This window comes from Streptomyces sp. NPDC048462 (genome assembly GCF_043200175.1).
Classification (GTDB): domain Bacteria; phylum Actinomycetota; class Actinomycetes; order Streptomycetales; family Streptomycetaceae; genus Streptomyces.
Window position 1 is genome coordinate 33,640 of record NZ_JBICXG010000017.1, and the last position, 14,408, is coordinate 48,047.

Annotated in this window: 16 protein-coding genes; 8 read left to right on the forward strand and 8 right to left on the reverse strand. The window is 69.1% G+C overall.

Annotation, left to right across the window (positions count from 1 at the left end; genetic code table 11):
• Position 1: 1 nt before the first annotated feature.
• Entirely contained in the window at positions 2-409 is a 408-nt protein-coding gene (locus ACGFU6_RS25885) for a RidA family protein (RefSeq protein ID WP_393614272.1), read from the forward strand.
• Positions 410-497: 88 nt separating this feature from the next.
• Here the strand turns inward: ACGFU6_RS25885 and ACGFU6_RS25890 are convergent, their stop codons facing one another.
• Together ACGFU6_RS25890 and ACGFU6_RS25895 are read right to left on the reverse strand one after the other, a co-directional pair.
• Entirely contained in the window at positions 498-641 is a 144-nt protein-coding gene (locus tag ACGFU6_RS25890; RefSeq protein ID WP_393614273.1) for a hypothetical protein, read from the reverse strand.
• A gap of 137 nt (positions 642-778) precedes the next feature.
• Positions 779-1,459, reverse strand: a complete 681-nt coding sequence (locus tag ACGFU6_RS25895; RefSeq protein ID WP_393614275.1) for a TetR/AcrR family transcriptional regulator — start codon at positions 1,457-1,459, stop codon at positions 779-781.
• 66 nt (positions 1,460-1,525) lie between these two features.
• Here ACGFU6_RS25895 and ACGFU6_RS25900 point away from each other — a divergent pair, with 66 nt between their 5' ends.
• The 3 genes from ACGFU6_RS25900 (at position 1,526) to ACGFU6_RS25910 (ending at position 4,424) form a co-directional block, all read left to right on the forward strand.
• Positions 1,526-2,635, forward strand: a complete 1,110-nt coding sequence (locus ACGFU6_RS25900; RefSeq protein WP_393614276.1) for an FAD-dependent oxidoreductase — start codon at positions 1,526-1,528, stop codon at positions 2,633-2,635.
• A 91-nt stretch (positions 2,636-2,726) separates the two neighbouring features.
• Positions 2,727-3,536 (forward strand): alpha/beta fold hydrolase, encoded by an 810-nt coding sequence (locus tag ACGFU6_RS25905; RefSeq protein ID WP_393614277.1) that lies wholly within the window; start codon positions 2,727-2,729, stop codon positions 3,534-3,536.
• A gap of 102 nt (positions 3,537-3,638) precedes the next feature.
• Positions 3,639-4,424, forward strand: coding sequence for a helix-turn-helix domain-containing protein (locus ACGFU6_RS25910; protein ID WP_393614414.1), 786 nt, complete (start codon positions 3,639-3,641; stop codon positions 4,422-4,424).
• 137 nt (positions 4,425-4,561) lie between these two features.
• On the opposite strand, the gene dnaB is transcribed toward ACGFU6_RS25910, so the two are convergent.
• Positions 4,562-6,040: a replicative DNA helicase gene (dnaB, locus tag ACGFU6_RS25915; protein ID WP_123524846.1), complete on the reverse strand. Its 1,479-nt coding sequence runs from the start codon at positions 6,038-6,040 to the stop codon at positions 4,562-4,564.
• 459 nt (positions 6,041-6,499) lie between these two features.
• Here dnaB and ACGFU6_RS25920 point away from each other — a divergent pair, with 459 nt between their 5' ends.
• Positions 6,500-7,837 carry an MATE family efflux transporter gene (locus tag ACGFU6_RS25920; protein ID WP_393614278.1) on the forward strand — a complete coding sequence of 446 codons (1,338 nt, stop codon included), beginning with the start codon at positions 6,500-6,502 and terminating at the stop codon, positions 7,835-7,837.
• Between the two features lie 112 nt (positions 7,838-7,949).
• Here the strand turns inward: ACGFU6_RS25920 and rplI are convergent, their stop codons facing one another.
• The 4 genes from rplI to rpsF all read right to left on the reverse strand — a co-directional run bounded on the left by rplI (position 7,950) and on the right by rpsF (position 9,701).
• Complete coding sequence (rplI, locus tag ACGFU6_RS25925; RefSeq protein ID WP_073733221.1) at positions 7,950-8,396, reverse strand: 50S ribosomal protein L9; 447 nt, start codon at positions 8,394-8,396, stop codon at positions 7,950-7,952.
• An 18-nt stretch (positions 8,397-8,414) separates the two neighbouring features.
• Positions 8,415-8,651 (reverse strand): 30S ribosomal protein S18, encoded by a 237-nt coding sequence (gene rpsR, locus ACGFU6_RS25930; protein ID WP_003967857.1) that lies wholly within the window; start codon positions 8,649-8,651, stop codon positions 8,415-8,417.
• A gap of 43 nt (positions 8,652-8,694) precedes the next feature.
• Entirely contained in the window at positions 8,695-9,336 is a 642-nt protein-coding gene (locus ACGFU6_RS25935) for a single-stranded DNA-binding protein (RefSeq protein ID WP_393614280.1), read from the reverse strand.
• Between the two features lie 74 nt (positions 9,337-9,410).
• The gene (gene rpsF, locus ACGFU6_RS25940; protein WP_018101872.1) at positions 9,411-9,701 is read right to left on the reverse strand and encodes a 30S ribosomal protein S6; all 291 of its coding nucleotides are present in this window, start codon (positions 9,699-9,701) and stop codon (positions 9,411-9,413) included.
• Positions 9,702-9,981: 280 nt separating this feature from the next.
• Between rpsF and ACGFU6_RS25945 the strand changes: the two genes are divergently transcribed.
• The 3 genes from ACGFU6_RS25945 (at position 9,982) to ACGFU6_RS25955 (ending at position 12,747) form a co-directional block, all read left to right on the forward strand.
• Positions 9,982-10,296: a hypothetical protein gene (locus ACGFU6_RS25945; RefSeq protein WP_123527684.1), complete on the forward strand. Its 315-nt coding sequence runs from the start codon at positions 9,982-9,984 to the stop codon at positions 10,294-10,296.
• Between the two features lie 191 nt (positions 10,297-10,487).
• On the forward strand, positions 10,488-11,606 hold the full coding sequence (locus ACGFU6_RS25950; protein WP_393614282.1) for a lipid II:glycine glycyltransferase FemX: 1,119 nt from the start codon (positions 10,488-10,490) through the stop codon (positions 11,604-11,606).
• 109 nt (positions 11,607-11,715) lie between these two features.
• Positions 11,716-12,747, forward strand: a complete 1,032-nt coding sequence (locus ACGFU6_RS25955; RefSeq protein ID WP_123460457.1) for an alanine racemase — start codon at positions 11,716-11,718, stop codon at positions 12,745-12,747.
• Positions 12,748-12,791: 44 nt separating this feature from the next.
• Here ACGFU6_RS25955 and ACGFU6_RS25960 read toward each other — a convergent pair whose 3' ends face one another.
• Entirely contained in the window at positions 12,792-14,294 is a 1,503-nt protein-coding gene (locus ACGFU6_RS25960; RefSeq protein WP_393614284.1) for a glycosyltransferase family 87 protein, read from the reverse strand.
• Between the last annotated feature and the right edge of the window lie 114 nt (positions 14,295-14,408).

Sequence of the window (14,408 nt, forward strand, 5' to 3'; positions counted from 1 at the left end):
CATGGCTCGTTCCATCATCCTGATCCGCTCCGACTCCCTCTCCGATGTCGCCGAGTACGCATACGCGGCCACGGCGCCCGCCGAGTCCCGCCTGATCTTCCTCGCCGGATCGTGTCCACTGAACAAGGACGGCTCCACGGCGGCGATCGGGGACTACGCGGGCCAGGCGGCGAAGGCGATCGAGAACATGCGAACCGCCCTCTCCGCCGCAGGTGCGTCGCTCCAGGACGTCATCAGCACCCGGGTCCTCGTCGCGTCGTCCCGGCAGGAGGACCTGGTGACCGCCTGGCAGGTGGTCCGGGACTCGTTCGCCGACCACGACGTCCCCAGCACCTTGATGGGCGTCACCGTGCTCGGCTACAAGGACCAGCTCGTCGAGATCGAGGCCGTCGCCGCCGTACTCGACTGAGACACTCTCCCGTCCGTCGCGAACGAGGCCTACGACTTGGGCGTCATGTCGGATGCGCGCCGATCGAGGGCGCGGGATCGATGTCGTTTCAGCCGACGATGCGCATGACCGCAGCCCCGACCTCGGCCTCGGTGAGCTCGCCGCTGAGCGGCAGAGGACTCAGGAACTCGATCCCGGCGACCGGCCAGAGCGCGAAGTCGTCACAGGGAAACTTCTCCAGGGCTGGCTGCATCACGATCACCTGGCGAGTGTGGCGCGGGACCCTCCCGCCCGAGCCCCAATGACGCCGGGGCACGCCATGGCCTGCGGTGTCCCGGCGTCGCACCAGTTGTGCCATGTGCGGTGCCGGTCCGGCCCTTCGGCACCGCGTCACTTCGAGAGGCCGGCCTCGATACCGTCGAGCAGGAAGTCGAGGCCGAGCCGGAAGGTCTGGTCCGCGTCCAGGTGGGCGGCGTCGCGCACCACCGTGGCCAGTGCGGGGAAACGGCCGGTGGCGAACGTCCGCACCAGATAGGGCCCGAGTTCGGCCTGCCAGCGCTTCTCGTCCATCCCGGTGGCCCGTTCGGCACGCCGCTCGGCGTTCTCCCGACGCACCGCGCCGATCACGTACGCGTTGAGCGCGCCGACCACCGGCATGGCGGCGTTCACGTCGACATCGCCCAGCGCGGCCACCAGGATCTCCCCGTTGGCCAGCGCGTTCGGTCCGAGCTGGGGCCGCCCGCCCAGCAGATCGGCCAGCCATTCGTGCTCGTGGGCGGCGCGCCGGGTGGCCTCGGCATGAGAGCGGAGCACCTCGCGCCAGCCGTCCCCGACCGGGTGGATCTCGGCGTAGGCGGCGTCGACCATCAGGTCGAGCAGCTCCTCCTTGCTGGCGATGTAGCTGTACAGCCGCATCGGACGGACATCCAGCGCGGCGGCGACCTTGCGCAGTGACACCGCTCCCAGGCCGTCCGCATCGGCCAGCTGGATCGCCGCTCGCACAATGCGCTCCCGGCTCAACGGGACCGGCACGGGGCGATTCGGGGGCTCCGGCCTCTCCCACACCAACATGCCGCAACAATACATCGCATGGAGCGATACAGTGTATCGGCCAATACGGTGTATCGGAGGACGATCATGACCATCGCCATCATCGGAGCCGGCCCCGGCGGCCTGGCCCTTGCCCGGGTACTGCACGTGAACGGGATCGAAGCCACCGTGTACGAACGGGAGCCCTCCCGCGACGCACGCGGTCAGGGCGGCATGCTCGACATCCACTCCGGCCAGCGGGCGCTGCGCGAGGCCGGTCTGATCGACCGGTTCCACGCGATGGCCCGGGGCGGGGGTCAGGACATGCGACTCCTGGAGCCGGACGGCACCCTGCTCCTCCAGGAGGACACGCCCGACGACGCCCCGCTCGACCGCCCCGAGATCGACCGCGCCGACCTGCGCGACCTGCTGCTGGACTCCCTCCCCGAGGGAGCGGTGCACTGGGGGCACACCTTCGAATCCGCCGAGAACGGCCTGCTCCGCTTCTCCGGCGGCGGCAGCGCCACGTACGACCTGCTGGTCGGCGCGGACGGCGCGCGTTCCCGGGTCCGCGCGCTGCTCACCGACGCCCGCCCCACGCACATAGGCCAGAACGTCGTCGAGATCGGCATTCCCGACATCGACCGCACACACCCCGACCTCGCGGCGATGGTCGGGCGCGGCAACTACTGGGTGCTCGGCAACGGGATCTCCCTGGCGGCGCAGCGCAACGGCGACGGCCGCGTTCGCATGGGCCTCAGCTTCTACAACACCGCTGAGGACTGGTTCGCGACCAGCGGGATCCCGTTCGGCGACCCGGCCGCCGCCCGAGCCAGGCTGATCGACCTGCTCCCCGGCTGGGCCCCGCGGATCACCGCGCTGATCAGGGCCTGCGACGACATGGTCGTACCTCGGTCGCTCACCACGCTCCCGGCCGGCCTGACCTGGCCGTCGGCACCGGATGTCACGCTCCTCGGCGATGCCGCGCACCTGATGCCGCCGGTGGGAGAGGGCGCCAACATGGCGCTGCTCGACGGCGCCCTGCTCGGCCTCGCGCTGGCCGCGCACCCGGACGATGTGCCCGCCGCTCTCAAGGAGTACGAACGCGAGATGTTCGAACGCACCGCCGCCGCCGCCCGGATCTCCGCGAAGATGCAGGAACTGCTGATGTCACCGGACGCCGGCCGAAGGATGCTCGAGTTCTTCCAGCCAGGCTGACGGCCGAAAACGCCGCGCCCCGGCGGGCATTCGGCCTCGTGACGACATTTGTACAAGACCGGCAGCCGGCGGCGCAGGCATCGTCTCGTGCATGGCACATGAAGACGTCACACACCTGCACGGGATGCACGTGGTCCGCCACGGTCCGCGCCAGGCACCGCCGCTGGTGCTCATCCACGGATCGGGGTCCTCCGGCGGCTCCTGGGCCCCGGTGGTGCCGGCACTCGCCGACCGGCACCACGTCATCCGGGTCGACCTCCCGGGTCACGGCCAGTCCCCGCCCTCACCGTCGTACGACGTGCCTGAACAGGCGGACCGCCTGGCCGCGGTGCTCGACGGGCTCGCCCTCGACCGGGTCACCGCGATCGGTCACTCCAGCGGTGGCTACATCGCCACCGCGCTCACCGAACAGCGCCCCGACCTGGTCGGTTCGCTCGCACTGATCAGCAGCGGCCCGAGCCCGGACGCACTCCTTCCGCAACCGGCCCTCCTCCGGATGCTGATTGCCCCGCCGCTGGGCCCGCTCCTGTGGCCGATCCGCTCGGACGCGATGCTCCGCAGGGGGATGACCGCGGTATGCAACCGCCCGGTGGACATCCCGGACAAGCTGGTCGCCGAGGCCCGGGGCATCGGCTACCGCACGTTCAGGACGGTGCTGCGCCAGAACACCGCGTACATCGCCGAACGAAGCGTCCCCGAACGCCTCGCCGCCCTCGACGTCCCGGTCCTGGTGATCTTCGGCGCTGCGGACCGCCGCTGGGAACCGTCCTCGGCACACCACTACGACACGGTGCCGAACGCGCGCGTCGAGCAACTGCCCGGCGTCGGACACCTCCCCATGCTCGAAGCCCCCGATCTGACCGCCGAGTTGCTGCTGGCCTTCGCAGCCGCACGCCGCTGACACCGTCACTACCCTGGGGCTGTGCGACCCGTCGCGTCACCTGACTGGACCTCGGTGGAAGTCGCCCTCCCGCGAAAGGCGGAGCGCCTTCCGGGTATCAGCATGGCCGGGTTCGACCAGCGTGTACCGGCTCTCGTGGACATCGGCATGGTCGCGCACCCGTCGGTCACCCTGTTCGTGGACCTGAGCGAGGGGGCCGGCCCCGTCTACGACACCGCCGGCGGGCGCGTACACGGCAGTGTGGTCGCCGGACTGATTCCGGGCAGCCTTCGAGTCAGCGGCCCGGCGGCCGAGCGGTGCCGGTGCCTCCAGATCCGGCTGTCGCCGGTCGTGGCCGCCGCGGTGCTCGACGAATCGACCGAGCTCGTCGGGACGGTGGTCCCCCTCACCGACGTCTGGGGTCGCGACGCCGCGCGAACCGAGAACAGAATGCGCGCCGCCACCTCGTGGGACGAGCGGTTCACGATCGCGGCGGACGTCCTTGGCCGGCGGCTGAACGCCCGCCCACCGCTCGATCCCGTGGTGACTGCCGCCTGGGGGCGGATCCAGGCCGTCCGCGGACAGCTGCGGGTCGACGATCTGGCGCACGAGTTGGGCTGGAGCCGAAAGCGCCTCTGGTCCCGCTTCCGGTCCCAGGCCGGCCTCACCCCCAAGCACGCCGCCCGGCTGGTGCGCTTCGACCACGCCGCTCACCTGCTCGCGGCGGGTGGCGCCGCCGCTCGGGTGGCGGCCGTGAGCGGCTACGCAGACCAGTCCCATCTCCACCGCGAGATCAGGGCGTTCACCGGCGCGACGCCCACCGCCCTGGCCGCCGCGCCGTGGCTGGGGTTCGACGACATCGCTTGGCCGGCTTCCTCCGCCCCGCCGCCGTCGCGAGAGTCACGGTAGGAAGCGGGGGCGGTCCGGCTCCGTCGGACGCCTGCTCCCTGCTCCCTGCCACTGTCCCCGGCTATTTCTGGCTGCGGTGACCAGGTGCTCCGGGCAGCGGCTTCGCCCGCCCGGATCCGAGACGTGCACGGCACCGGTCAGGTCTGCGCCATGTCCACGAAGCGCGAGTAGTGCCCCTGGAAGGCCACGGTGATCGTCGCCGTCGGGCCGTTACGGTGCTTGGCCACGATCAGGTCCGCCTCGCCGGCCCGCGGTGACTCCTTCTCGTAGGCGTCCTCGCGGTGCAGCAGGATCACCATGTCGGCGTCCTGCTCGATGGAACCGGACTCACGGAGGTCGGAGACCATCGGCTTCTTGTCCGTCCGCTGCTCCGGGCCACGGTTCAGCTGGGAGAGCGCGATGACCGGCAGTTGAAGCTCCTTGGCGAGGAGCTTGAGGTTTCGGGACATGTCCGAGACCTCCTGCTGACGGCTCTCGGCACGCTTCGAGCCACCGGACTGCATCAGCTGCAGGTAGTCGATGACCACCAGCTTGAGATCGTTGCGCTGCTTGAGACGACGGCACTTCGCCCGGATCTCCATCATGGAGAGGTTCGGGGAGTCGTCGATGTAGAGCGGGGCGGCGGAGACGTCCGGCATCCGTCGGGCCAGCCGGGTCCAGTCCTCGTCGGTCATGGTGCCCGAGCGCATGTGGTGGAGCGCCACCCGGGCCTCGGCGGACAGCAGGCGCATCGCGATCTCGTTGCGGCCCATTTCCAGGGAGAAGATCACGCTGGGCAGGTTGCTCTTGATCGAACAGGCTCTGGCGAAGTCCAGTGCGAGCGTGGACTTACCCATGGCGGGCCGGGCCGCGATGACGACCATCTGGCCGGGGTGGAGGCCGTTGGTCAGGGCGTCGAGGTCGGTGAAGCCGGTCGGTACACCTGTCATCTCCCCGCTGCGGGAACCGATCGCCTCGATCTCGTCGAGCGCGCCCTCCATGATGTCGCCGAGCGGCAGATAGTCCTCGCTGGTCCGCTGCTCGGTGACGGCGTAGATCTCGGCCTGCGCGGAGTTGACGATGTCATCGACATCCCCGTCGGCCGCGTATCCCATCTGCGTGATCTTCGTACCGGCCTCGACGAGACGGCGGAGCACCGCGCGCTCATGAACGATCTCCGCGTAGTACGAGGCGTTGGCCGCGGTCGGCACCGACTGGACCAGGGTGTGCAGATACGGAGCTCCGCCGACCTTGGTGATCTCGCCGCGCTTGACGAGCTCGGCCGCCACGGTGATCGGGTCGGCCGGCTCGCCCTTGGCATAGAGGTCGAGGATCGCCTGGAAGACGGTCTCGTGGGCGGGGCGGTAGAAGTCGTGGCCCTTGATGATCTCCACGACGTCGGCGATGGCGTCCTTGGACAGAAGCATGCCGCCGAGGACCGACTGTTCCGCGTCGAGATCCTGGGGCGGCACCCGCTCGAATCCCGGGGAACCACCCTCCCAGCCGTTGCTCTCCCGGCCGCGGTCGTGCTGCTCACCGCGGTCACGGCCCTCGCCCCGGCGCTGGCGGGAAACGGGCAGCCGGTCGCTGGGGCCGGTGTCGGCCCAAGGGTCGTCCAAGGGCTCGGGAATACTCATCCGGCCACCTCCTCCCGTCCGCTCCGCGGACCTAGCCGTGCCACTCTTTCTTACGGCACGGCACCGACAAACAAGACGCCCGACTCCGGTTGCGGTGTGTCGGGTTCTGCCGGTTTCCAGGGCCGAAACGGGGTGGGGGCGCCGCACCACGGTAGGCCTCCGAGCACCGTCAGCCAATCTGGTTATCCACAGGGCATGTGGACGACGGACCAGATGCTGTGGAGAACCACGCGGAACCTGTGCACGGACCGGGGGACAGCACTGTGGACAAACTCATAGCACCCCCGACATCACCGGCCTGACCTGCACGTTTCCCATCCACCGGCTGTGGGGGAGAAAAACTTTCCGAGTCGGCGCAAGATCACGGCAACACACACGCAGCAGAACACCGGACTCCCACAGATGTAAGGATCAATAAGGGATTGCATCTGTTACCTGTGGAAGATTAGATTGGCCCCCATGACCCAGGCACCGGCGAGCCCGCCACCCAGCCGCCGTCGGCACGACCGCGAGATCATCGCACTCGCGGTTCCCGCCTTCGGCGCGCTCGTGGCCGAGCCCCTTTTCGTCATGGTCGACAGCGCCATCGTCGGCCATCTCGGCACCCCGCAACTGGCCGGCCTGGCCGTTGCGGCAGCCCTTCTGACGACTGGCGTGAGCATCTTCGTCTTTCTCGCGTACGCCACCACAGCAGCGGTTGCCCGCCGGGTCGGTGCCGGAGACCTGACCTCCGCGATCCGCCAGGGCATGGACGGTATCTGGCTGGCCATCGTGCTCGGCCTGGCGGTCATCGCCCTGGTGTTCCCGCTGGCCCCCTGGCTCGTGGAAATCTTCGGCGCATCGCACACCGCGGCCCCGTATGCGACCACCTACCTACGGATCTCCAGTCTCGGCATCCCCGCCATGCTCGTGGTCCTGGCCGCGACCGGCGTGCTCCGGGGCCTGCAGAACACCCGCACCCCGCTCTATGTCGCCATCGGCGGCTTCACGGCGAACGCAGCCCTCAATGTGGGCCTCGTCTACGGAGCCGGCCTCGGCATCGCCGGATCGGCCTGGGGAACGGTGATCGCCCAGGTCTCCATGGCGGTGGCCTATCTCGTCGTGGTCGTCCGGGGCGCCCGTCGGCACGGCGCCTCACTGCGGCCCGACGTCGCAGGCATCAGGGCCAGCGCCCAGGCAGGCGTCCCCCTCCTGGTCCGTACGCTGTCGCTCCGCGCCGTCCTGCTCATCGCCACCGCCGTCGCCGCCCGACTCGGCGACACCGACATAGCCGCGCACCAGATCATCCTCTCGCTCTGGAGCCTGATGGCCTTCGCGCTGGACGCCATCGCCATCGCCGGGCAGGCCATCATCGGACGGTACCTGGGAGCCGATGACACCAGGGGCGCCCGTGAGGCCTGCCGCCGCATGGTGCAGTGGGGCGTCGCCTCCGGCGTGCTGTTCGGAGTGCTGATCGTCCTCGCCCGACCGCTGTTCGTGCCGTTGTTCACCAGCGACCAGTCCGTCCAGGACACCCTCTTCCCCGCCCTGCTGGTGGTGGCCCTGACCCAGCCGCTAGCCGGGGTCGTCTTCGTCCTGGACGGCGTGCTGATGGGCGCCGGGGACGGCCCGTATCTGGCCTGGGCCATGATCGTCACCTTGGCGGTCTTCGCCCCGGTGGCCCTGCTGGTTCCCACCCTCGGTGGTGGGCTGACCGCAGTGTGGTGTGCGATGACCCTGATGATGGTCGTTCGTATGGCGACGCTCTGGCTACGGACCCGCTCGGGCAAGTGGCTGGTCACCGGCGCCGCTCGCTGAGCAGCCTGGTCCGGTGCCTGTTTCACGTGAAACAGGCACCGGCACGAGACACGGCGAAGGGCCGCACCTCAAGAGGTGCGGCCCTTCACTGTTCTGCTGAGATGCGGCCTGATCAGGCAGCAACGACCTCGACGCCGAGCTTCGCAGCGACCTCGGGGTGCAGACGCACGGACACCTGGTGTCCGCCGAGCGTCTTGATCGGCGAGCCGAGCTCGACGCGACGCTTGTCGACGTCCGGACCACCGGCGGCCTTGATCGCCGAGGCGATGTCGGCCGGGGTGACGGAGCCGAAGAGACGGCCGGCGTCGCCGGAGCGAACGGCCAGACGGACCTTCACGGCCTCGAGCTTGGACTTGATCTCGTTGGCCTGCTCGATCGTGGCGATCTCGTGGATCTTGCGGGCGCGGCGGATCTGCGCCACGTCCTTCTCGCCACCCTTGGTCCAGCGAATGGCGAAGCCACGCGGAACCAGGTAGTTACGGGCGTACCCGTCCTTGACGTCAACGACGTCGCCAGCAGCACCGAGGCCGGAGACCTCGTGGGTGAGGATGATCTTCATGATTCGGTCACCCTTCCCTTATCGCGCGGTGGACGTGTAGGGCAGCAGCGCCATCTCACGGCTGTTCTTGACAGCCGTGGCGACGTCACGCTGATGCTGCGTGCAGTTGCCGGTGACGCGGCGGGCACGGATCTTGCCACGGTCGGAAATGAACTTCCGCAGCATGTTCGTGTCCTTGTAGTCCACGTACTGGGTCTTGTCCTTGCAGAACGCGCAGACCTTCTTCTTAGGCTTGCGCACAGGCGGCTTCGCCATGGTGTTTCTCCTGTGTGATCAAGAAGTGGGGGTACGAGCTGCCCTAGAAGGGCGGCTCGTCCGAGTAGCCGCCGCCGCCAGAGGCACCAGAGCCACCGGAACCGCCGGAACCGCCGGAACTTCCGCCCCAGCCGCCTCCGCCGCCCTGCTGGCCCCCGCCCTGCTGGCCGCCGGCCGGCGCGCTCGTGGCCCACGGGTCGTCGGCGGGAGCACCGCCACCACCCTGCTGGCCACCAGCACCGGGACCGCCGCCCCAGTTACCGCCACCCTGCTGACCGCCGCCGTATCCACCCTGGCCCTGGCCGCCCTGGCCACCGCGACCGGTGGTCTTGGTGACCTTGGCGGTGGCGCTCTTGAGACTGGGGCCGACTTCCTCGACGTCCAGCTCGTAGACCGTGCGCTTGACGCCCTCGCGGTCTTCGTACGACCGCTGCTTCAGCCGGCCCTGCACGACAACGCGCATGCCTCGCGTGAGCGACTCGGCGACGTTCTCCGCCGCCTGCCGCCAGACCGAGCAGGTGAGGAACAGGCCTTCGCCGTCCTTCCACTCATTGGTCTGCCGGTCGAAGATGCGGGGAGTGGACGCGACGCGGAACTTCGCGACCGCCGCACCGGACGGGGTGAAGCGCAGCTCGGGGTCGTCGACGAGATTGCCGACGACCGTGATGACGGTCTCGCCTGCCATGGGTGAACCTCTCGGCGGGGATTGCTTCTGGCTGCTTGCTGCTACTCGAACCCGATGACCACTGAGCTAGAAGCTCAGTGGATCTCGGGACGGAGGACCTTGGTCCGGAGGACCGACTCGTTCAGGTTCATCTGGCGGTCGAGCTCCTTGACGACCGCAGGCTCGGCCTGCAGGTCGATGACCGAGTAGATGCCCTCGGGCTTCTTCTTGATCTCGTAAGCGAGCCGACGACGGCCCCAGGTGTCGACCTTCTCAACCTTTCCTTCGCCCTCACGGACGACGGAGAGGAAGTTCTCGATCAGCGGGGAGACTGCTCGCTCCTCGAGATCGGGGTCGAGGATGACCATCACCTCGTAGTGACGCATGTGGAACCCACCTCCTTTGGACTCAGCGGCCACGGTCGTTCCGTGGCAGGAGGGTCGTGATGCGTAAGCAACAGTGTCTCCGAGTAAATCAGCCACCACTGACAACGCCTTCCTTCGAGGAGGGGCTGACGCGGGGTGGCCTGGGCAGACACCGGTGCAGACCGTCCAGAGTACCTGCAGACAGGCTTCCGGTTGAAATCCGGTGGTCAGGAGACGCAATCTGTACACATCGGGTGTGAGCGGCGCCACGATGCGCCGCCTTTCGGCCAGGAGGTACTCCATGGCACACGCAGTGCGACCCCGCTCGTCCGTCTCCCTCTTCGCCACGGACGGAAAGGCTCATCCACTCCAGGACGCCCTGGTGGCGGTGACGCTGGCCCTCGGCATCCTCGCGTTCGTCACGGCGTGGTTCCACGGCCTGCATCTGATCAGCTCGTGGGCCGGGCTCGTCGGAATTCTCGTGGGCGCGTACGGGCAGTACATCTCCGTGACGACGCGGGAGAGGTTCCCGCTGATCCTCGGTATCGGAGCCTCTGCCATCGGGTTCTTCCTCGGTATGGCCCACGGCGGCCTCTTCGGCGGCGTGGTGGGCTGAGCCCGCCGGTATCCGGCGGTCCCGGCACGGGCCCGGGGCGGCGTCGCAGCCCGGCGCCGCCCCCCGCACCGCCTGCCGGAACCGTCCCGGTACGACAGGGCCAGACCGCGCGCTTCCCGGTCACAGTAGGCTTCGGCGCGAGAGCCGGAGCCCCTGACCGATGGGGACACACCTGCCGAGGAGCGCCCCGCATGAGCCTGACCCTGAGGACCATCAGCCGAGAGCAGCATCTGGCGTACATCCAGAGTCTGCCCGCGGCGAGTCACATGCAGGTCCCGGCATGGGCGGATGTGAAGGCCGAGTGGCGCTCGGAGAGCCTGGGCTGGTTCGACAAGGGCGGCGAGCTCGTCGGCGCCGGTCTGGTGCTCTACCGACAGCTCCCCAAGATCAAGCGGTACCTCGCCTATCTGCCCGAGGGCCCGGTCATCAACTGGTACGCCCCGAACCTGGCGGACTGGCTGCAGCCGATGCTGACGCACCTCAAGCAGCAGGGCGCCTTCTCGGTGAAGATGGGCCCGCCGGTCGTCATCCGCCGCTGGGACGCACAGGCGATCAAGGCCGGCATCCAGGACCCCGACGTGAAGCGCCTGCGCGATGTCGAGGCCACCCACATCGAGCCCCGCGCCTTCGAAGTCGCGGACCGGCTGCGGAAGATGGGCTGGCAGCAGGGCGAGGACGGCGGCGCCGGCTTCGGTGACGTACAGCCCCGCTACATCTTCCAGGTGCCGCTGGAGAACCGCTCGCTCGAAGACGTCCACAAGGGCTTCAACCAGCTCTGGCGGCGCAACATCAAGAAGGCCGAGAAGGCCGGCGTCGAGGTCGTCCAGGGCAGCTACGCCGAACTCGCCGAGTGGCAGCGGCTGTACGAGATCACGGCCGAACGGGACCACTTCCGGCCGCGCCCGCTCGGCTACTTCCAGCGCATGTGGACGGCCCTCAACAACGAGGACCCCAACCGGATGCGGCTGTACTTCGCCCGTCACGAGGGCGAGAACGTCGCGGCCGCGACCATGCTGATCGTCGGCGGTCACGTCTGGTACTCCTACGGTGCCTCCGCCAACCACAAGCGCGAGGTCAGGCCCTCGAACGCGATGCAGTGGCGGATGCTCCGCGACTCGTACGCCATGGGCGCCACCGTCTACGACCTGCGCGGCATCTCCGATTCACTGGACGAGACCGACCACCTCTTCGGACTGATCCAGTTCAAGGTGGGCACCGGCGGTCAGGCGGCGGAGTACCTCGGCGAGTGGGACTTCCCGCTCAACAAGCTGCTGCACAAGGCCCTCGACATCTACATGTCGCGCCGCTGATCTGTGGCGCAAGGCTGACGAAACCGGCTTCATTCGTTTCAATGGGCTCTTCAAGTAGCTCTTCACACCTCTGATACACCGCAGCCACCAGAAAGGTTCCGGACCGGCCATGGCGCTCTCCCTGTACGTCGACACCGCGCGCTGGCGGGCGCACCAGAAATCCGTGCTCGATCAGTTCCCCGGTCTCGTACCGGTCTGCAAGGGCAACGGGTACGGCTTCGGTCACGAACGGCTGGCCGACGAGGCGATCCGTTTCGGCTCCGACACACTCGCGGTCGGCACCACCTACGAAGCGGCCCGGATCAAGGACTGGTTCAGCGGCGATCTGCTGGTGCTCACGCCGTTCCGGCGGGGTGAGGAGCCGGTACCGCTGCCCGACCGGGTCATCCGTTCCGTCTCGTCCGTGGACGGGGTGCACGCCCTGGTGGGCGCCCGGGTCGTCATCGAGTGCATGAGCTCGATGCGGCGGCACGGTGTCAAGGAGGAGGAGCTCGGGCAGCTGCACGCCGCCATCGAGGACGTACGGCTCGAAGGCTTCGCCCTGCACCTGCCGCTGGACCGCACGGACGGCTCGGACGCCGTCGAGGAGGTCATCGCCTGGATGGACCGCCTCCGGGCGGCCCGGCTGCCGCTGCACACGATGTTCGTCAGCCACCTGCGCGCCGAGGAACTGGGCCGGCTCCAGCAGCAGTTCCCGCAGACCCGCTTCCGCGCCCGCATCGGGACCCGGCTCTGGCTCGGCGACCACGAGGCGACGGAGTACCGGGGCGCGGTGCTCGACGTCACGCGCGTCGTCAAGGGCGACCGGTTCGGCTACCGGCAGCAGAAGGCCGCCTCCGACGGCTGGCTGGTGGTCGTCGCGGGCGGTACGTCGCACGGGGTGGGCCTGGAGGCCCCGAAGGCGCTGCACGGCGTGATGCCTCGTGCCAAGGGCGTCGCCCGCGCCGGCCTGGCCACCGTCAACCGCAACCTGTCGCCGTTCGTCTGGGCCGGCAAGCAGCGCTGGTTCGCGGAGCCGCCGCACATGCAGGTGTCGATCCTGTTCGTGCCCTCGGACGCCGAGGAGCCGAGGGTCGGCGACGAGCTGGTGGCCCACCTGCGCCACACCACCACGCAGTTCGACCGCCTCGTCGACCGCTGAGCCGCTCGGGGCCGCCGCGACAGCCGCGGCCCCGAGCCCCTCGCTCAGTCGGCGGCCGGCGTGCCCCTGCCCCCGGTGCCCCACTCCACGCGCGGCCCCTGGACCGTGAGTGCGGCATGGCGCGGCGGATACGCGGCCGCGCGGCCCAGCACGAAGGCGTCCGGCGCCCCGTCGAGCACCCCGCCGGACGGATCGTCGGACCCGTCGTGCCGTACGCCGTCCCGCTCCGGCATCAGGATGTCCCGCACGACCACCGCGCAGAGGTACAGCGTGCCCAGCAGGTGCAGGGCGATGGCGAGCTGGTAGCCCTCCGTCGGCAGGCCCTGGTGCTTGTCGCCGCTCGTCGTGTAGGCGAGGTACATCCAGATCCCCAGAAAGTACATGACCTCGCACGCCTGCCAGATCAGGAAATCCCGCCAGCGCGGCCGGGCCAGCGCGGCGAGGGGGATCAGCCAGAGCACGTACTGCGGTGAGTAGACCTTGTTGACGAGGATGAACACCGCGACGACGAGGAACGCGAGTTGCGCGAACCGCGGCCTGCGCGGCGCTGTCAGCGTCAGCGCGCCGATCGCGGCGCACAGCGCGACCGTCGCCAGGGTCGAGACGGTGTTGACCGTGCTGACGCCGATCGATTCACCGGTGCGCTGTGTGATGATCAGCCAGAAGGAGCCGAAGTCGATCGAGCGTTCCTCGCTGAAGGTGTAGAACTTCTTCCACCCGTCGGGGGCGAACAGCATCACCGGCAGGTTGACGACCAGCCAGGAGGCCGCGGCGCCGAGCGTCGCCACCCAGAACGCCCGCCACTTCCCGGCCCGCCAGCACAGCACGAAGGCGGGTCCCAGCAGCAGCACGGGGTAGAGCTTGGCGGCCGTTGCCAGCCCGATCAGGATGCCGAACGCCAGCGGCCGGCTCCGGGACCACATGAGCATCGCCGCGGCCGTGAGGGCGACGGCCAGCAGGTCCCAGTTGATCGTGGCGGTGAGGGCGAAGGCGGGTGCGAGGGCGACCAGGAGGCCGTCCCAGGGACGGCACCGGTGCGTGCGCGCGACACAGACGGCGATGATCGCGGTGCAGATCATCAGCATGCCCGCGTTGACCAGCCAGTACACCTGCTCCTGGTGCTGGATCGAACCACCCGGGGTCAGCCAGGCCGCGATCTGCATGAACACCCCGGTGAGCACGGGGTACTCCAGATACTGCATGTCGCCGGGCAGCCGGTCGAAGTAGGGCACCAGGCCGTCGGAGAACCCGCGCCCGGCGTAGAGATGCGGAATATCGGAGTAGCAGGCGTGGGTGTACTGGGAGCCCGCGCCCTGGAACCAGGCCCAGTTGTAGCAGGGCAGCTTCTGCACCATGCCGAGCGCGAACATCCCCAGCGCGACCAGCGCGACCGCACCAACGGGGGTGAGTGCGGTGGTGCCGAGCCGCGACCAGCGGCCCGACCTCCCGCCGATCAGCTCGCTGCCGGCCGCGGCGATCTCGTCCTCACGCGTGGGCCGTACGACGGACCGTTCCTGCTGCACGCTCGTGTCCTCTGCACTTGGCATGCCGCACATCCTGCCGTACCGGACTGTGCGAACGACGAGGGCCGCCGCACCGTGCGGTGCGGCGGCCCTCGTCATGGCTGTCGGACTGCCTCGCGCCGGCCTGCCGGCCGGGCG